Origin of the sequence: Pseudoalteromonas sp. Ld19, from assembly GCF_045064135.1 — a bacterium.
Classification (GTDB): domain Bacteria; phylum Pseudomonadota; class Gammaproteobacteria; order Enterobacterales; family Alteromonadaceae; genus Pseudoalteromonas; species Pseudoalteromonas aliena.
Window position 1 is genome coordinate 367,878 of the sequence record NZ_JBISHA010000018.1, and the last position, 17,168, is coordinate 385,045.

Genomic DNA, 17,168 nt, shown 5'->3' on the forward strand with positions numbered 1-17,168 from the left:
ACCATGATTAAAGTAACTAACTTAACAAAGAAAATTGGTGATGTTAATGCGTTAAACGATCTTAGCTTTAGCGCACAAAATGGTAAAATAACGGGTTTACTTGGCCCCAATGGTGCGGGCAAAACAACGTGTTTAAGAACGGTGTTTGGTTTGCTAAAAGCAGATAAAGGCACAGCTGAGATTGATGGTATTGATGTTGCAAAAAATCCAATGGCAGCTAAACAAAATTTGGGATTGTTTCCTGATCCTTGTGGATTGTATGAGAGATTAACGCCCAGAGAATATATAACCTTTTTTGCGCAGTTGAGCGGGATGTCAGAGGTTGCGGCAAAAGAAGCGACAGCAAAAGTGCTCGAAAAATTAAGCATGGATGATATTGCAAATCGTCGTTGCCAAGGGTTTTCACAGGGGCAGCGTATGAAAACAGCACTGGCTCAAGCGGTTGTGCATAACCCATCAAACATTATTTTAGATGAACCAACACGTGGTTTGGATGTTATGAGTACACGTATTTTAAGAGAGTTATTATTGCTACTTAAAGCGCAAGGGCACTGCGTACTGTTTTCATCGCATGTTATGCAAGAAGTGGCTGCATTGTGCGACCACGTGGTGATTATGGCCAATGGTAAAGTGGTTGCAGAGGGCTCAGTAGAGTCGTTATGTGAGCGAACAGGTAAAGACAGTTTAGAAGAAGCATTCATAGACTTGATAGGCAGTGACGAAGGAATTGCAGCATGATTAATTTATTAAAAGTGTTATATAAAAAAGAAGTCATGGATGCCAGTCGTGACAAACGTTCAGTAATGGCAGGACTTTATTATGCAATTGGTGCCCCGCTTGGCATATGCATACTTTTTACATTGCTATTACAACAGCTTGCATCGCCTGATGCATTAAAAATAACGATTGAAAATAGTCTTTCAGCACCTAACTTAGTGGCTCATTTAAAAAACAATGATATCGCAATGGGAACGGATAATACAGATAGCAAATTAAAGCCAATTATATTGCAAATAAGTGATGATTATCAGAAGAATATGCGCGAAGGTCGCCCAGCGACTGTAACGCTCATTGCAGATAAATCAGATGATAAGCTACGTAAACATATTCAACGCGTGGAAAAAACGCTTGCTTTGTATAATTCTGAAGTGGCTAGCTTAAGATTAATCACACGGGGTGTCGACCCTCAACTAATGAGAGTGCTTGCGGTTGAGGTCAATGATCAAGCAACACCTGATTCTAAAGGTGGTATGTTCTTGGGGATTGCAACTCTATCAATGATTTTAACTGTATTTTATGCTGCAATGAACCTGGCAATAGATACCAGTGCTGGGGAGCGTGAACGTAATTCTTTATCATTATTGTTAAGTCACCCATTAAGTAGCTTACACATTGTATTAGCAAAATCGGCGGCGATAGCGACATTCTCTATGCTGGGATTAGCGATCATTCTAGTGGTGTCGAAGTTTTCTTACGGTATGGTGCCGTGGCAGCAGCTAGGGTTTAGCGTAACCATTACACCGTCATTTATGCTTTTTTGTGCCGTAGTGTGTTTGCCAATTGCATTTATGTCAGCCAGTTTACAGGTGTTTGTTTCGTTTACGGCAAAATCATTTAAAGAGGCGCAATCATACGTGACGATGGTGTTATTTATTCCGATGGCATTAAGCATGGTAACGACTTACGATATTGCGACAGATATTGTGCAATGGTTACCTATTGCTGCGCAGCAATTTGCACTCATGGAGTTTATTAAAGGCAACCCAATACCGGTGCCACAATTAGTGCTATCAACATTGATTACAATTATATTGTTTGGCGTATTTAGTTATTTAAGTAGCCGCATGCTTAAAAGCGAAAAAGTAGTATTTGGTTTGTAAGTTTAAAAACCTTAAAAACATATTAAAAGCGGCCGTTAAGCCGCTTTTAATATGGAATGCGATTAAAGTGAAGTGATTGGCTTATCGCCATCGAATAACTCAAAGAGGCTATTTTCGTTTATTGAATGGTTGGCTATTTGTAATAGCGCATTCGCAACGTTTTCTCGACTGGTTTTAGCCTTATTTCGCTCACTGGGCTGTTGTGTGGTAATTTTTAGTGAAGCCTCTTCGTTGGTGAGTGAGCTTGGGCGTATGATTGTATAATTTAAGCCACTATTTATTAAATGCTTATCAGCCATGTGTTTTGCCACTAAATAAGGTTTTAAATCGCTTTGGATTGCATACGGGTTATCTGCACAAATTGAACTGACCATGATAAAGCGCTTAATGCCATATTGTTTTGCATAATTTACGGCTTTACTTGCCGCCCATAAATCAATTAATAACGTTTTATCATCACCCGTACTATCACCTGAGCTTGCGGTAGGTATTACGATGACACTCATCTTAATTTTTGTACTTTTAAAAGTTAAAAACTACGTTTTAGTTAGTTCAAATAGTAGTTAGGGTGTTAGATTGCAATCGTAAGAAAGCGTCAAGTAAGTTTGATTGATACAAACCATTATCACTGTATTTCACGTTGTGTACGAAGTACATTTTTGTGTGGCGAAGATGACTTTACTGAACAATCTTACGAGCATCGCAGAGGTTAGCATGTGCTGTTGTTTACTATGCTGCTGGATAAGCGTATATCGCGCTGCGTACGGCATAAAAAAGCGCTGCTATTATGCAACGCTTTTTAATTTTTAGAGGCCGTTTTTAGAGGGCTACTTTAATTTTGAGCTAAATAATCCAGCACGACTTGGTGATGATCTTTGGTCTTAAATTTATCAAACAAGTGTTTTATTTTACCGTCTTGGCCGACTAAAAAGGTAAGGCGGTGAATACCTTCGTATTCTTTTCCCATAAATTTTTTGTAACCCCATACCCCAAATGCTTCTGCAGTAGCGTGATCTTCATCGGCTAGCAAGTCAAAGTTAAGTTCTTTTTTTGTTTCAAAGTTTTTAAGACGTTTAACTGGATCTGGGCTAATACCTACAACACGGGTGTTAAATTTAGCAAGCTCAGCATGTTTATCGCGTAAGTTCTCGGCTTGTACAGTACAGCCAGGTGTAGAGGCTTTTGGATAAAAATAAACGAGAACTTGTTGCTCTTTTAAAAGCGACGTTAAGCTAATTGATTCGTCGTTTTGGTTTTGCAAACTAAAAGCAGGAGCTGCGTCGCCAGCTTGTAATGGGCTGATTTTTTTCATGTTGGTATCCTTAACGAATTCGTTTAAAAATATAATCTACGTTTAATGTGTGCGAAAGGCTTTCAAAACTAACTTTAAATTGATCTATATCTACGTCAACAGGAATATTAAACTCAAGTTCACAACGCATTTTTGTATCAGTATTTTCATCATAGGTATCTGATTTTAATGAGCAAATGCTAATGTGGTTGTCGGCAAAAAAACGCGTTACTTTGCTCAGAGTACCTGGCGTATCTATTCCTGTGTATTCTAAAGTGTACCCTGCGCAAAACTCACTAGGTGTGTGGCTTAATGTGCGCTTCATCATGGTAAGCAAGCCAAGCTCCATCGCTTTGGTGGGGAGCACGTGTTCAATACGGCTGATTGCTGACATATCGCCACTTAGCAGCATTATAAAGGTAAATTCGCAGCCTAAAATAGCAATACGGCTGTCAATTATATTGCAATGGCAATCACTTACTAATTGTGTAAGTTCGCTTACAATACCCGGCCTATCTTCGCCAATAGCAGTTAAAACAATTTGATGATTTGAAAATGCAGTCATGGGTAAAAATACCTAAGTTACTTGGATTATAACAACTGGGTTGGCAACAACATTAAATACACACAATAAGTTGCACGGCGGCGAAGTTTAACACAAAACCTTACCTAAACTACAACACCGACTAATTAAGCACTTTTAAAGTACGGTGTTTCTTGTTTTTACTGGCACAGGAAAGTACCATAGCTAAAATTTGTTTATTTGCACTTAGATTTTTCTAAGTTGAAGTGCTGAACTTTATTGCAATTAGACAGCCAAATAATAATGTAGAGTTAATATTGACTTTACACTGAACCAAATCGGCGTAACCCACTCATATTTTTGTTAAAACAATTAAAGGGTACGCTAAGGAGAATTATCTGTGCAGTATTGGATCCCAAAAGCACTTGCAGTAAGTGTATTGGTAAGTTTATCAGGGTGTAGTGTATTTACTAATAGTGCACATAGTGAGCGTAATTACCGCACACATGAGCCTGTGAAGGCACCCGCGTCATTATCTCAACCAGCCCAAGATCCGGTTTATAAAATGGAAGTAGGTCAATACGATAATAGCCCCGACGCAACTAATTATCGTCCGCCTGCTCAAGTACTTACCGTAGCTAAAGGCAGTTGGGTTGAAGAAACAGATAAAATAGCGCGTGTTTATTTTGATAAAAGCGATGGTATTGCTGATTTAGATTCGTTTATTTGGGACGCGATTAAATCAGTGCTAGCCAATAATGAGGCAGCGACCACCAAAGAAGATAAACTATTAGGCGTTATTGAAACTGATTGGTACGCAATAATTAAAACTGAGGAAAGCTGGCTTTGGGGCAGCGACAAAAATGCAGACCTAGAAAAATTCAGATTCACAATTGAAGAAAAGTCGCACCAACGAACTGCGTCTTTACGTGTTGAGCTTATTGATTTTAAAGGTGATAACGCACTTACTGATTTGCTAAAACAGCAATTAGAAGTACGTGCGCTCAATCAAGTAGTGAGTGAGTTTGACTATCGTTACCGTCAACTTGAAGTAGAAATGCGTAAACGCCAAGGTGTTATTTCACTTGAAATGGGCTTTGATAATAAAGGTAATGCAGCATTGGTTACTGAGCAGTCTTATGACGCTGTATTCGATCGCTTTTCTGGCTTTTTAGAGCGTTTATCTTTCACGATTGTTGAAATTAACCAAGAGACAGGTTTAATTACTGCCGATTATAGCGCACCAGAAACCAGCGTTTGGGATTCAATTTGGGGTGATGAAGTTGCTCAGCTTCCTATTGATGAAGGTCAGTATCAAATTTTAGTAAGTAAAACTAAAGAAGGCGGTACAAGTTTAACGTGGATGGATGACAAGGGCGAAACGCTTGAGCCAGGCACGATGAATGGGCTGCAACAAGCACTAGAAGCCGCTCTCATTAAGCGTGGCATTAAAATTTAAATAATAAATTTAACTACAAAAAGGGCGTTAAGCTCTTTTTGTAGTTTTATAGGTTAACAATATGTCTCAATTACCTACCTCAACGCAGTACGACTGGCGTACTTGGTTTACTTTTTTAGTTCCTTCACTTGTTGGCGTTTTTTTGTTTATGACGCCAGTGCCCACAGGTGAAATAATGACAATACCTATCGCGGTCATGGCCAAAGCAATACAGTCTTATTTTTCAGACTCTGCAAAAATTATTATCACAATAACTATCTGTATAACGGGCGTACTGTCGTTTATAACGAGTGTGTTTAAACCAAAAGCATTGTGCAACATATTCTTAATTAATCATTTATTTAATGTTAGTTGGATTTGGCTGGTAACGCGCCTTTTTGGTATGGCATTTGTTTTAATGACCACCTTACAAATTGGACCCCATGCTGTTATTTCTGAAAATACAGGTGCACTTGTATTAAACGACTTGTTGCCCGTGTTATTTTCTGTGTTTATTCTTGCCGGTTTATTGTTACCACTACTGCTTAATTTTGGGTTACTAGAATTAATGGGTACCTTACTTACTAAAATAATGCGGCCTTTATTTGGTGTACCTGGACGAAGTGCAGTGAATTGCGTGGCATCTTGGTTAGGGGATGGCAGTGTTGGTATTTTAATGACTGCTCGTCAGTATGAAGATAAACATTACACACAACGTGAAGCAGCTATTATTGGAACCACTTTTTCAGCGGTATCCATTACATTTTGTTTAGTCGTTATTGGTCAAGTTAAGCTTGAATACTTGTTTGCTCCGTTTTATTTAACCGTATGTTTAGCGGGTGTAGTCGCTGCTATCATTGTTCCTCGTTTGCCGCCTCTGCGCTTCAAAAAAGATGTATTAATTGATGGTAGTGCACCTGATGCTAACGCAGAGTTAGTGCCGCAAGGTAAAACATTATTAGGGCACTCTTTAGATGTAGCATTGGCTAAAGCGCATAAAGCACCTGGTTTTATAGGTACGGTTAAAGAAGGTTTACATAATGCCTTTGATATGGTGTTTGCGGTATTGCCTGTGGTTATGGCTGTAGGTACATTTGCGTTAATTATTGCTGAATACACGCCTGTTTTTCAATATTTAGGTATGCCGTTCATTCCATTTTTAGAATTACTGCAAGTGCCAGAAGCAGAGGCCGCAGCACAGACTATTATGGTTGGTTTTGCTGATATGTTTATTCCATCAATTTTAGCCGCAGGTACTATTGAAAGTGATGTTACACGGTTTATAATTGCAGCGATGAGTGTAACGCAGCTGATTTATATGTCTGAGGTAGGCGCACTTTTACTTGGCAGTAAAATACCGGTAAATATTTTAGAGCTATTTATTATATTTATTTTGCGAACGCTAATTACTTTACCTGTTATTGCGCTAATGGCGCATTGGTTAGTCGGCTAAATAATTTTATATTTAGTACGCATTAAAAAGCCCTGATTGATCAGGGCTTTTTTGTGTCTGTTGTATTTTTAATATCGGTATCGGGTTTTTTGAACTCCATTTTTGCAGAGTACTTAACCAGCGCGATATTACCAATAACAACGGCGAAAACACCAGCTACGATTATAAAAATTTGCCAAGTTTGCATAATGATTTCCTTACTTTTCAACAATTTTAAGTGTGACCGTTTTGACTTGTAACATCAATAAAAGATCAACACGCCCTCATCTCAGGATAATAAACTTATCTCAAGCTGATATGTGCAATGAGAAAAAAGTGTCGGTTGTTTATAGAGTGCTAATAGGAATCAATAACTAACCTGAACTCTGGATAGTAAATCTCTTAACCAGAGTTAAGGTTAACTAGTTGAATTGCATTTAGTTATTTTATTGGTGCAAATTGAGCATTAATAAGTTGCTTATTTATGCCTTTTTTGTTGCGTATACTTCGCGTAAATTACAGCAATATTAATCATACAGACAATTTATTATGAAATTCATTAAGCTATTATTAGTTGTAACTGCACTTTTTAGCAGTTCGCTTTTTGCACAACCACAACAGTCTCCTGACAGACTTTTGGAATCAGTTGCAGATACATTATTTGCTGACATTGCTAAAGTAAATAGCAAAGGGAATGCAAGTAAAGGGGCAATGTCTGAAATAGTCGAGAAACGTTTAATGCCACATATCGACGTAAAATTTGTGTCATTTAAATTATTAGGTAAACATATTAAAGGAATTGAGCGCGAGCAAGCTGTTCAGTTTATTGATGCGGTAGAGCATTATTTAACAGGTACCTATGCAAGCGCATTAATGAAATACACGGGCCAAAAAGTTGTATTCGAACGTAACAATACAAAAAGCGATTCTGAGTACGCAACCGTTAATACACAAATTATTGAACCAAATGCACCAACAATCGACTTGAGCTTTAAGTTACGATTAGGTAAAAATAATGAGTGGAAAGTATACGATATTGTTGCTGAGGGGATTTCGTTACTCAGTGCTAAGCAAAAAGAGATTATTCAGCGTATTTCGGACGTAGGTTTAGAGCAAGTTACCAGCGAGCTGAAAAAGAAATAAAATAGTTGTCTGGCTCTGATTAAGTCCTACTCCAACCAAAAAAACAGCCAATTTCCTATGGACTTGGCTGTTTTTATATTCTTCAGTGAAGTAATCCAAAAGGATTGTAGTTATTCATCAATTTTGCGCTAGTAGCTAAACAAAGGTGTGCTAGAATATTGCCTCTTTGATTAAGCGTGGTGTCAGCTAAAAGCTGCTATAACTGACTGTCTACCCAAGTACACTGGAGTTGTGTTGTTTTAATGGAAAACGTACTAATTTGGCCAAAGGAATACCCATTACTTATTAAAGGGCTTGTAGAGCAAAATGGTGCCTTTATTTTAGATGCTTTGGAAGCTTGGCCCGCGTGTCGTTCTACTGATGAAGATGATGGTGTGTGCACTACCGTTTTGCCGCCTATTTATTATTTGGCATGGTTAACGCCATTAGAACCTTTCGAAGAATGTTTTTTTCAGCATATTTCTGAATATGACGAAGATGCACAAGCATATATCAATGCGGTTAAAAATCATTATTACGATAATGAATATACTCCTGAAAGTCTTGTGCTTTTGTTGTGTCAACGACTTGAAAAGTATGCAAGCGTTGCGGCGCAAAATGCCATAACCACACCTGTTTCATTACTCAGCTTATTTTTTAGTAAGCGCTACTTTACACTGATAGAGCATGCTTTAACTAATGACAGTAAAATGTCGGCCGTTGATACATTAGCACTTTGGAAAGAACTAGATTTTAGAGAGCGATTAAGTTCATTTATTCCAGCATCCATTGCAGATCTAGATAAGTTATCTGAACTTGCCAGTGACAAAGTGGCCAACGGTAAAGATTATTTTACGTTACTGACTCAAGTTTCTCCAGACGTTGACTCTGTCGTTTTACTTGAAAAAGCGTTGTTGACTCATTTACGTAAAAAAACAGCGAAGCAAACTATGGCTATGCGCTTTATAGAGCAAGGAGCCACAGGCACTTTGGCTGATGAGAACGATAAAACCGCTTTTATGTGGGCTGCCGAAAGAGGCTTTGTGAATGTAGTTGAAACACTGCTTTCAAAACAAGACAAGAAAGCCACGGATAGCTTAAGTAACACTGGACTACATTACGCTGTTCATTCTAAAAATGAATCGTTAATGGTGCTGTTAATTAAAGCAGGTTACGACTTTAGAGCCCGCAACAAAGAAGGTTTAAGCTGTTATCGATTAGCGGTAAGTCTTAAAGCACAAAATTTAGTTAAATGTTTAGAACGTGATTTTGGAATAAAAGAGTTATCACCTGATGGGCAGTTTGACCGCATTAAAAAAGTACATGCTTTGCATGCCATTGTTACGTTACTTTTTCCATTGCAGTTATTTTTCTTTTTTGACGATACACTTACTGTAAAAAGTGAATTAACACTGGGTTTAACCATGATCACTGTGGTGTGCTTTTTCTTTGCCATGAGTCTAAAGCGCTGTGCACTTTATCCACATATAAAGCACCCTTGGGGCTTATTTGTGTTGAGAGGGTTTTCGTTAGTTAGCTTAATCGCTCAGTTAGGCTTGGCAGGTATTGTTATGCTCACGGCTTTGAGTGATTTAGTTTAATTTATACTAAGCTGCATAAATTTTTGATCAATTTAACAAATTAAATTGCACTATAACGTCGTTAAAATTTTTTATTTAGAACAACTAGATACAAAAATTTTTGCCTAGTTCTAGGGTAATTTTCTTAACGTTAAATAGACCCCATATATAAGCAGATTGGTATTAGATTACTTTTTAAAACAGAGTCATCTTATTGAATTGGTTCAATAAAAAACACGCTTAAATTAATTTAAGCGTGTTTTTTATTTTTTAGTTCAGTATAAAGAGCCGGTCTAACTTAATGAGTATTATGCTCATTTGCCGCTTTTTCTTCAGCAAGTTCTTCTTTAAGTTTACGAATTTTCAAACCTAGCTCTTGTCCGCGATGTCTGGCGTAATACGTACAGCCAATAAACATAGCAGATGCAAATACCAGTTCCAATAAAACCCATATTAGCTCATCAGGAGCAACCCACAGCATGGTAAGCCCATGAATAAAATACAGCATCACAATAAAGTTTGCCCAAGCATACGTGTATGTATTGTCTTTAATTATTCCTCTAAGAGGCAACAATAGCGGAATAATAGGTAAAAGCAGAGATATTAAGTCGACAGGGCCTTTTTGAGGGGGGACAACATACATCCACAGTGGCATTAAAATAAACAGTCCGATATAGCCGATTATCGCAGTGCGTTGAAATTTAATTGTAATGGGCTTTTTAGCTGGATTTTGGGCTGTATTCATTGAAGTTTTCTCGCAATTTTTGTGAGGCGCTTACCTACGCTTTGGCATATTTTAATTTCGTCTTTGCTTAGCTGTGCGCTGTTACTGCTTCCAGCAACATGACTCGCACCGTAGGGCGTACCGCCTGTTTGCGTGGCTAGCAGCTCAGGGACATCGTAAGGCACCCCAAGTAACATCATACCGTGATGCAGTAATGGCAGCGATAGATTAAGTAAAGTGGCTTCATTCCCGCCATGCATACTGCTCGATGATGAAAATACACAGCCGGGTTTATCTATTAATTGACCTTTTAGCCATAGATCACTGGTGGTTTCCCAAAACGCTTTTGCTTGAGAGGCCATCATGCCAAATCGTGTTGGTGTACCAAAGGCAAGCCCATCGCAGTTTATCAAGTCGTCTTTGGAGATCACTATATCATGCGCGTTTTTAGCCACAAACGTACGCAGCAAGGCGGTAGCGCCTTGTTGCTCTATCGACTCAGCTATTTCATGGGCCATGGCTTCAACGGAGCCATGGCTTGAGTGATAAAGTACCACTATGGTTGTACTCATTATAAAACGCTTAGTACGTTTTCTGGTGGGCGTCCAATTGCTGCTTTATTATTATTGACGACAATAGGGCGTTCAATAAGCTTGGGATTTTGCACCATTGCATTAATTAGTGCGCTTTCACTTGTTTCATCTTTTAAATTAAGTGATTTGTAATCATCTTCTTTGGTGCGCATTAAATCACGGGCTGATGAAAAACCAAGCTGACTAATAAGTGTTGTTATTTGTTGATGAGTTAATGGTGTTTTTAAATACTCGACAATTGTCGGCTCAATAGAATTATTTTGTAATAAAGCAAGCGTTTCACGTGACTTAGAGCAACGCGAATTATGATAAAGGGTAACAGACATAAAATGTATCCAAAGTGTGAGTTGCGTCTATTTTAGGGCAAGTGCTTGCAGACTTAAAGTCTTGCAAGCTCTTTTTGTAAACGACGGTATTGGGTAAGTAATGCTTTTAATCGTTGCTGTTTTATAAGCTCTGTAGGCTCTACGAAGTTAAGTGCTTTTTGGATTTCATCAGCAGCTTTTAAGTATGCCCCATATTGCGATAAAACATCGGCATTCGCCTCATGATACGCCGCGAGTTTATCTTGTTTTTGATAAGCATCGGCAAGTAGCTGCTTTCCTAAGCTGTGCTCTGGCTTTTCAAGTAAAAAACTTTTAAGTATATTTTCTGCCAGCTCATATTGTTCTGCCTCAAGTGCAGCATTAGCATAGTTAAGTGTAATAACTTGATTGTTAGGGCGATATTTGTTGCGTTCGGCTAAAAATGTAACTGCTTCAGCCGCGTTTTTTTGAGCGATAAATAAATCGGTTTTAGTATCGATATAAAAAAGGTTTTTAGGGTCGTTTTTTAATAACTTATCTAAAATAGGCTGTGCTTCATCTAATTTATCTTGATCCAGTAGGCTAATAGCTAAACCGTATTCTAGTGCAACGCTATGGTAACTCTCTTCACGCATTAATTTTCTAAATAAGGATTCAGCATCTTCTGGTTTGTTATCGTAACGGGCAATCACTCGGCTTTTGGCTAAATCAAAATCGAGGCTGGCAGGTAAGCGACGCATAGGAAATTGTTCTGCACGTAAGCGTACATCAGATACACGACTCTCTGGTAGTGGATGAGTTAGCAAAAAAGCAGGTGGCTTATACTTGTATCGAATTTGCGCAGCTAGTTTGGTTAAAAATTCACTGGATGCACGCGCATCAAAACCTGCATTATTAAGTGTTTGCATACCGATACGGTCTGCTTCTTGCTCAGCCGAGCGGCTATGTGTTAATTGGCTAAAAGCAGATTGCGTTTGACTTGCTGAAATAATAGCAATGCCTGCATCGGGTGCCACAACAGTTGCTAATATACCAGCAATCATACCCGCAATCGTCAATGCGCTATTATCCTGTTGTTGTTGAATTCTACGTGCTAGGTGACGCTGGGTTACATGGGCAATTTCGTGACCAAGGACCGAAGCGAACTGACTTTCGTTATCAGCTTGCGCAATTAAACCCGTATGAACGCCGACGTGCCCGCCGTAAAATGCAAATGCGTTTATTTCAGTATTATTTATCCAAAAAAACGAAAACGGAAACCGGACATCATTCGCGTTAGCAACAAGCTTACGACCAATCGTTGTTAAGTATTCATCAAGCACAGGGTCGTTAATTACAGGAGAAGAGCCACGTATTTGCATCATCATCACTTCGCCAATAGCACGCTCTTTTTCGAGCGGAAGAGCTTGTAATGCAGATGTGCCTAAATCAGGAAGCGTAAAATTAGTTTGTGCTTTTAAAGGCTCACTAACTAATAAGCTAAATGTGATCACGGCACTGCATAGCGCGGTAAAGGCTGATTTTAGTTGCATTTTATTCCTTATTAACCGATTTACTAAGGGCATTTGTACTTATTTTATCGTCATTTTCATGACTGTCTTTTTCATAAGATTGGTATAGTTCTTTTATTGTGACACCATCGAGCTTTACAACGTTCAATTCGCGTTGTAAAAAAGCAATAATTCTATTTACTACTTTATGAGCATGTAAAATAAGCGCTTTATCGGCTTTATCGCCGGTTTTAAAATAAAAGCCAATAAAAGTATGTAGCTGGTTTATGCGGATCAAGCTTTTCATGACAAGCGGGTCCCATTCTTTAAAATCTATAAAGTTGCTTCCCCTTATATAGTGATCCGTTATTTCTTCTGTGGAGTAAGGCTGAGCCCACAGTTCAAATCCTCTGTCAGTGAAAACGCGGTGAAGGTTTATACGCGGTTTACTTTGGTTATGCATGTCACCAAGATTGACTTCCTGACCATCGACTAAGTCTGTATTCCAATTACGTTTATCAAGTAATCTTTTAACCGCATTATCAAACCCATGCTCTAAAATACCCTCGGATTCGCTAATTGATGACGCAACGAGATGGTAAAACGGTGCGAGATCCCCCCAATTAATTTGTTTTTTAAAAAAATTAATGTCTTTGAGTGTTGGATTACTTGGAAGGTGCGCTTTATTATGAGGGCTGGGCATTAATCGGTCCTTACAGCTAACTATGGTATAAGGATAAACCATTGCGGTGGTTGTTTTAAGAAAAAGTTACATTTGTTCGCATCTTATACCAATTCGGCACAAGTATTTAAACAATTTAATGTATTAAATCACTCCATCACGTCGATAAAGTTTTTTATTTTAGAACAACTAGATATAATTTTTTATCGCTAAATTGATGCCATATTTAAGCAAATTAGTATTATACGTTATTAGATTGAGGTTATACCGCTTATTATTCATTTAACACATTGGAAATGTGGGTATGTTGAAAGAAAATTTACGCATTTACAAATGCCCTCAACAATTTATTCAGTTTAAATTAGGGTTACGTAAAGCATCATCGTTAAAACAAAGTATTATTTTTAGTTTAAATAATAATGAAGACATAAATGATATAGAACGATTTTTGAAAAAGAATTCTTATCGTTATAATTTAAATAAACAACACGGGTTGTTATTAGTGGAGCCATTACATGTTTGAATATGTAAAAACATGGTACGAAAGGAAGTTCTCGGATCCTCATTCGGTTACCTTATTATTTTTGTTATTGGCCTCTGTTGCCTTGTTGTATTTTTTTGGCTCGTTAATTGTTCCAGTGTTGGTGGCTTTGGTTATTGCTTATTTACTTGATTGGCCCGTTGTACATCTAGAACGTTTTGGTTTAAAACGATTTACAGCAACCGTCATTGTAATGCTAATATTTACCGGCATTATGCTCACGCTTATTTTGGTCATTGGCCCTGTGCTTTGGAAGCAAACGAGTAACTTGGTGCAAGAAACGCCTCATATGGTTGAGCAAGGTAAGTCTTATTTAATGGCTTTACCCGAGCAATACCCACGTTTAATTAATCTTGAACAAGTACAAGCAATTGTTGCAACGGTTGAGACTAAAGTTATTGATTTTGGTCAAGTTTTGTTGTCGTTTTCATTAACGTCTTTAAAAGATGTCGTAGCTTGGCTGATTTATTTAGTGCTTGTGCCACTACTTGTATTTTTTATGCTCAAAGATAAATTAGAACTGACAGGAAGCGTAGCTAAATTGATCCCTCAACAGCGACGTTTGATTTTACAAGTATGGAATGAAATGAACCAACAAATCATGAATTATATTCGTGGTAAAGTGTTTGAAATTTTGATTGTAGGCGGTATTTCATTTATTGCGTTTACGGTCTTAGATTTACGTTATGCGGCGCTACTGGGTGTACTTGTCGGTTTTTCGGTGTTGATCCCGTTTGTAGGGGCGGCGCTTGTGACTATTCCTGTTGCAGCTGTGGCCTTATTTCAATTTGGATTAGAAACCCAGTTTTGGACTATTTTAATTATTTACGGAATTATTCAGGCGTTAGACGGTAACGTGCTTGTCCCATTACTTTTTTCTGAAGCGGTTGATTTAAACCCCGTGTTTATAATTGTAGCGGTGCTATTTTTTGGTGGGTTATGGGGCTTTTGGGGGGTGTTCTTTGCAATCCCTCTGGCTTCGTTAGTAAAAGCGCTAATAACAGCTTGGTCATCAACCCATGAAGAGCTTACTAAAGAGCTCGCATAATAGATTTTTAGTATAAAAAAGAATAGTAAACGCACCGCTAGTGCTAATTGATTATTACTCATTCCCCTGAAATTTATGTATTATTGGGAATAAGATATATTTTTTAGTAATAAGGTGCGTTTTTAATGTCTGAGTTTTTATTGCACGATGAGCCAGTAACACAAGTTTACCTTGATGCAAACGCAACAACGCCAGTATTGCCTTGTATTGCTGATGTTGTTTCTCATACCATGCAAATTTGTTTTGGTAATCCTTCCAGCCCTCATATTACGGGTATTCAAGCAAAACATTTATTAGAACAAACACGCCAAAAAGCACGCACGGTTATTGGTGCAAACAGTGGTGATATTTTATTTACCTCTGGTGCGACCGAAGGTATTCAAACTGCGGTGGTCTCTACGCTTATTAACGCTAAAAAAAATCTGATTAAAAACCCTGTGCTGTTATACGGCGCGACAGAGCATAAAGCGGTCCCAAACACGTTAAAACATTGGAACAGTGTGCTCGAAATCAATGCACAAGTGTTAGCTATTCCTGTCGATAGTAATGGTATTTTAGACTTAGATTTTATAGCAAAGCACATTAACAACGCGTTGATGATCTGCACCATGGCGGTTAATAACGAAACGGGCGTATATCAAGACTTAAATGCTATTGAACGCACAATTCGTAGCCGCAACAATGATGTATCGTGGATGGTTGATTGCGTTCAAGCATTAGGTAAGCAAGCGTTAACATTGAGTGACACAACCATAGATTACGCACCGTTTTCTGGGCATAAACTGTATGCGCCTAAAGGTATTGGCTTTTTATACATTCGTGAGGGCAGTGCATATACGCCTTTTATTGCCGGTGGCGGTCAAGAAAGTGGTATGCGTTCGGGAACCGAAAACCTACCGGGTATTGCGGGCCTAAATAAACTATTTAGTATGTTGCTTGATAAATCTGAGCGCACATTTAAATCGGCTGATGTACTTAACGCTTATCGTAGTCAGCTGCAAAGTGCCATTGTAGATACCTTTGGTGATATTACATTTAATCATGACTTTACTTGTAGTGTGCCAACGACACTGAATTTTGCTGTTAACGATTTAACCAGTAAAGAAGTTATAGACTTATTTGATGCGGCGGGAATTCGTGTTAGTGGTGGCTCTGCTTGCAGTACAGGTGCATCAACCAGTTTTGTTTTAGATGCAATGGGTGCAAGTAAGTGGCAAAGCGAAAACGCGATTAGGCTATCGTTTGGGCCTGCGGCAACGAAGGAAGATATTGATCATGCTTGTACGCGTATACGGGCTCTTAAGGTGATATTGCAGGCAAATTGTTTAATAGTATCTGACAGTACAACACCTCAGCAGGAAGTGTGCGCGCTTGGTTTAACTCAGTTTAGGCACTTAGGTGCATGTAGTTGGCTTTATGTGAGCGATAACAAGCAGGCCGTTATTATTGATCCCATAATAGAGCTTATTCCTCGCTTTGAAAAAATAGCTAATACGCAGAACCTTTTTATTAAGGGGGTATTAAATACGCATATGCATCAAGAGCGAAGTTCAGCAATTACTTTGTTAAGCAGTGTACTAGCTGATCGTATCCTTAAAGCCGATGTTGATGAGCTAGGCTGGCCTATAAATGAGCAACACATAGAATTGGGCCAAGATGTGTTAGAAAAAATAACCACGCCAGGGCATAGCCTAGATAGTGTTAGCTATATTCTTAAAAACGCTAAAAGTAACATGAGTTACTGTTTTTGTGGCGATTTGATACTACCAGCAGGTTTGGGTAATACATCACTTATCGGTGGTGATGCTAAAAAAATGGCGGAGTCTATTTTAAAGCTAGACGCACAATTAAATGACACGAGCGTCATTTGTTCGGGCCATGATTACCAACAATGCTTTGCTATGAACTGGGCTGTGCAACAAGCACAAACGCCATTACTAGATGCATTGATCACTCGTGGTATTGATACTGATGAATTTGCAATTAAAAAGCAAAGTTACGATGCAGTTAAACAAGTTAATAGTACACAATTGTGTGGTTATGTAAATGCACTGCCTGAAATTGAGACACAACAACTGAGTTTTAATGACGCTAAAAAAATGTTAAAAGCAAATAATACCTATTTAATAGATACTCGCGAACCATACGAACATGATGCTAATAACGTGGCGCAGCTATTTAATACAGATGATAATAAAACCCTCAACATACCGTTGAGTCGTATGGCGAATGCCATCGTAGAAGAGCAGTTAAGTAAAAGTAAGCACTATATTTTATTGTGTCGCAGTGGTAACCGCTCAAAAGTAGTAGCCACTAATTTAATACAATTGGGTTATAAAAAGGTTTATAACTTAAGCGGTGGGTTAGCGCTGAGTCATTAAGTACATCGTAGGTGCATATTAAATCGGCTTAAATGGCCGATTTTTTATTTAAAGGGAATTGCTAAAATATTGCACAAAAAAATTAGTAAGATTCATTAATATTTCATTTTAACCAATTAAGCTATTTCTGCGCCTTTA

General features: G+C 38.2%; 17 protein-coding genes and 2 pseudogenes. 10 read left to right on the plus strand and 9 right to left on the minus strand.

Translation table 11 applies throughout. The annotated features are described in order from the left end of the window. The first annotated feature begins 3 nt into the window (after positions 1-3). Together ACJJVZ_RS09495 and ACJJVZ_RS09500 are read left to right on the plus strand one after the other, a co-directional pair. Positions 4-738 carry an ATP-binding cassette domain-containing protein gene (locus ACJJVZ_RS09495; RefSeq protein WP_405599986.1) on the plus strand — a complete coding sequence of 245 codons (735 nt, stop codon included), beginning with the start codon at positions 4-6 and terminating at the stop codon, positions 736-738. Continuing rightward, entirely contained in the window at positions 735-1,880 is a 1,146-nt protein-coding gene (locus ACJJVZ_RS09500; protein ID WP_054203416.1) for an ABC transporter permease, read from the plus strand. Before ACJJVZ_RS09495 ends, ACJJVZ_RS09500 begins: the two co-directional genes overlap by 4 nt. A gap of 62 nt (positions 1,881-1,942) precedes the next feature. On the opposite strand, the pseudogene ACJJVZ_RS09505 reads toward ACJJVZ_RS09500, so the two are convergent. Next, positions 1,943-2,374 (minus strand): annotated as a pseudogene (locus ACJJVZ_RS09505) (NAD(P)H-binding protein); the annotation flags it as partial. Positions 2,375-2,455: 81 nt separating this feature from the next. On the opposite strand from ACJJVZ_RS09505, the pseudogene ACJJVZ_RS09510 reads away from it, so the two are divergent. Beyond that, positions 2,456-2,590 (plus strand): annotated as a pseudogene (locus ACJJVZ_RS09510) (transposase); the annotation flags it as partial. Positions 2,591-2,712: 122 nt separating this feature from the next. Here the strand turns inward: ACJJVZ_RS09510 and bcp are convergent. After that, complete coding sequence (gene bcp, locus ACJJVZ_RS09515) at positions 2,713-3,192, minus strand: thioredoxin-dependent thiol peroxidase (RefSeq protein ID WP_405599988.1); 480 nt, start codon at positions 3,190-3,192, stop codon at positions 2,713-2,715. Positions 3,193-3,202: 10 nt separating this feature from the next. Next, positions 3,203-3,736: a glycine cleavage system protein R gene (locus ACJJVZ_RS09520; RefSeq protein WP_182701612.1), complete on the minus strand. Its 534-nt coding sequence runs from the start codon at positions 3,734-3,736 to the stop codon at positions 3,203-3,205. 358 nt (positions 3,737-4,094) lie between these two features. On the opposite strand from ACJJVZ_RS09520, the gene bamC reads away from it, so the two are divergent. Together bamC and ACJJVZ_RS09530 are read left to right on the plus strand one after the other, a co-directional pair. Beyond that, on the plus strand, positions 4,095-5,153 hold the full coding sequence (gene bamC, locus ACJJVZ_RS09525) for an outer membrane protein assembly factor BamC (protein ID WP_405599990.1): 1,059 nt from the start codon (positions 4,095-4,097) through the stop codon (positions 5,151-5,153). 61 nt (positions 5,154-5,214) lie between these two features. Beyond that, complete coding sequence (locus tag ACJJVZ_RS09530) at positions 5,215-6,585, plus strand: YjiH family protein (RefSeq protein ID WP_405599992.1); 1,371 nt, start codon at positions 5,215-5,217, stop codon at positions 6,583-6,585. Between the two features lie 40 nt (positions 6,586-6,625). Here the strand turns inward: ACJJVZ_RS09530 and ACJJVZ_RS09535 are convergent, their stop codons facing one another. Next, positions 6,626-6,772 carry a DUF2897 family protein gene (locus ACJJVZ_RS09535; protein ID WP_193154550.1) on the minus strand — a complete coding sequence of 49 codons (147 nt, stop codon included), beginning with the start codon at positions 6,770-6,772 and terminating at the stop codon, positions 6,626-6,628. Between the two features lie 341 nt (positions 6,773-7,113). On the opposite strand from ACJJVZ_RS09535, the gene ACJJVZ_RS09540 reads away from it, so the two are divergent. Both ACJJVZ_RS09540 and ACJJVZ_RS09545 read left to right on the plus strand, forming a co-directional pair. Beyond that, on the plus strand, positions 7,114-7,707 hold the full coding sequence (locus ACJJVZ_RS09540) for a phospholipid-binding protein MlaC (protein WP_405599995.1): 594 nt from the start codon (positions 7,114-7,116) through the stop codon (positions 7,705-7,707). Between the two features lie 242 nt (positions 7,708-7,949). Then, positions 7,950-9,287, plus strand: coding sequence for an ankyrin repeat domain-containing protein (locus tag ACJJVZ_RS09545; RefSeq protein WP_405599997.1), 1,338 nt, complete (start codon positions 7,950-7,952; stop codon positions 9,285-9,287). Positions 9,288-9,564: 277 nt separating this feature from the next. Here ACJJVZ_RS09545 and ACJJVZ_RS09550 read toward each other — a convergent pair whose 3' ends face one another. The 5 genes from ACJJVZ_RS09550 to ACJJVZ_RS09570 are packed head-to-tail and all read right to left on the minus strand — an operon-like array spanning position 9,565 to position 13,081. After that, positions 9,565-10,011 carry a DUF2069 domain-containing protein gene (locus tag ACJJVZ_RS09550; RefSeq protein ID WP_405599999.1) on the minus strand — a complete coding sequence of 149 codons (447 nt, stop codon included), beginning with the start codon at positions 10,009-10,011 and terminating at the stop codon, positions 9,565-9,567. Beyond that, positions 10,008-10,562 carry an NAD(P)H:quinone oxidoreductase gene (gene wrbA / locus ACJJVZ_RS09555; protein ID WP_193154553.1) on the minus strand — a complete coding sequence of 185 codons (555 nt, stop codon included), beginning with the start codon at positions 10,560-10,562 and terminating at the stop codon, positions 10,008-10,010. Before wrbA ends, ACJJVZ_RS09550 begins: the two co-directional genes overlap by 4 nt. Further along, on the minus strand, positions 10,562-10,909 hold the full coding sequence (gene arsC / locus ACJJVZ_RS09560; RefSeq protein ID WP_405600001.1) for an arsenate reductase (glutaredoxin): 348 nt from the start codon (positions 10,907-10,909) through the stop codon (positions 10,562-10,564). The genes wrbA and arsC overlap by 1 nt, the downstream gene beginning before the upstream one ends. A 53-nt stretch (positions 10,910-10,962) precedes the next feature. Further along, on the minus strand, positions 10,963-12,420 hold the full coding sequence (locus tag ACJJVZ_RS09565; protein WP_405600003.1) for a M48 family metalloprotease: 1,458 nt from the start codon (positions 12,418-12,420) through the stop codon (positions 10,963-10,965). A gap of 1 nt (position 12,421) precedes the next feature. Continuing rightward, positions 12,422-13,081, minus strand: coding sequence for a hypothetical protein (locus ACJJVZ_RS09570; RefSeq protein ID WP_405600005.1), 660 nt, complete (start codon positions 13,079-13,081; stop codon positions 12,422-12,424). A 283-nt stretch (positions 13,082-13,364) separates the two neighbouring features. Here ACJJVZ_RS09570 and ACJJVZ_RS09575 point away from each other — a divergent pair, with 283 nt between their 5' ends. From ACJJVZ_RS09575 to ACJJVZ_RS09585, 3 genes are all read left to right on the plus strand, one after another. Continuing rightward, on the plus strand, positions 13,365-13,583 hold the full coding sequence (locus ACJJVZ_RS09575) for a hypothetical protein (protein ID WP_077537620.1): 219 nt from the start codon (positions 13,365-13,367) through the stop codon (positions 13,581-13,583). Continuing rightward, positions 13,576-14,649: an AI-2E family transporter gene (locus ACJJVZ_RS09580; protein ID WP_182701619.1), complete on the plus strand. Its 1,074-nt coding sequence runs from the start codon at positions 13,576-13,578 to the stop codon at positions 14,647-14,649. Before ACJJVZ_RS09575 ends, ACJJVZ_RS09580 begins: the two co-directional genes overlap by 8 nt. Positions 14,650-14,774: 125 nt before the next feature. Next, positions 14,775-17,030 carry an aminotransferase class V-fold PLP-dependent enzyme gene (locus tag ACJJVZ_RS09585; RefSeq protein ID WP_405600008.1) on the plus strand — a complete coding sequence of 752 codons (2,256 nt, stop codon included), beginning with the start codon at positions 14,775-14,777 and terminating at the stop codon, positions 17,028-17,030. Positions 17,031-17,168 lie beyond the last annotated feature (138 nt).

Bases quoted from the DNA above. Each gene is read 5' to 3' on its own strand.
- ACJJVZ_RS09540 (WP_405599995.1), top strand. From the start codon at position 7,114: ATGAAATTCATTAAGCTATTATTAGTTGTAACTGCACTTTTTAGCAGT.
- ACJJVZ_RS09580 (WP_182701619.1), top strand. From the start codon at position 13,576: ATGTTTGAATATGTAAAAACATGGTACGAAAGGAAGTTCTCGGATCCT.
- ACJJVZ_RS09530 (WP_405599992.1), top strand. From the start codon at position 5,215: ATGTCTCAATTACCTACCTCAACGCAGTACGACTGGCGTACTTGGTTT.
- ACJJVZ_RS09535 (WP_193154550.1), bottom strand. From the start codon at position 6,772: ATGCAAACTTGGCAAATTTTTATAATCGTAGCTGGTGTTTTCGCCGTT.
- arsC (WP_405600001.1), bottom strand. From the start codon at position 10,909: ATGTCTGTTACCCTTTATCATAATTCGCGTTGCTCTAAGTCACGTGAA.
- ACJJVZ_RS09570 (WP_405600005.1), bottom strand. From the start codon at position 13,081: ATGCCCAGCCCTCATAATAAAGCGCACCTTCCAAGTAATCCAACACTC.
- ACJJVZ_RS09550 (WP_405599999.1), bottom strand. From the start codon at position 10,011: ATGAATACAGCCCAAAATCCAGCTAAAAAGCCCATTACAATTAAATTT.
- ACJJVZ_RS09500 (WP_054203416.1), top strand. From the start codon at position 735: ATGATTAATTTATTAAAAGTGTTATATAAAAAAGAAGTCATGGATGCC.
- ACJJVZ_RS09585 (WP_405600008.1), top strand. From the start codon at position 14,775: ATGTCTGAGTTTTTATTGCACGATGAGCCAGTAACACAAGTTTACCTT.
- wrbA (WP_193154553.1), bottom strand. From the start codon at position 10,562: ATGAGTACAACCATAGTGGTACTTTATCACTCAAGCCATGGCTCCGTT.
- ACJJVZ_RS09495 (WP_405599986.1), top strand. From the start codon at position 4: ATGATTAAAGTAACTAACTTAACAAAGAAAATTGGTGATGTTAATGCG.
- ACJJVZ_RS09545 (WP_405599997.1), top strand. From the start codon at position 7,950: ATGGAAAACGTACTAATTTGGCCAAAGGAATACCCATTACTTATTAAA.
- bcp (WP_405599988.1), bottom strand. From the start codon at position 3,192: ATGAAAAAAATCAGCCCATTACAAGCTGGCGACGCAGCTCCTGCTTTT.
- ACJJVZ_RS09575 (WP_077537620.1), top strand. From the start codon at position 13,365: ATGTTGAAAGAAAATTTACGCATTTACAAATGCCCTCAACAATTTATT.
- ACJJVZ_RS09520 (WP_182701612.1), bottom strand. From the start codon at position 3,736: ATGACTGCATTTTCAAATCATCAAATTGTTTTAACTGCTATTGGCGAA.
- ACJJVZ_RS09565 (WP_405600003.1), bottom strand. From the start codon at position 12,420: ATGCAACTAAAATCAGCCTTTACCGCGCTATGCAGTGCCGTGATCACA.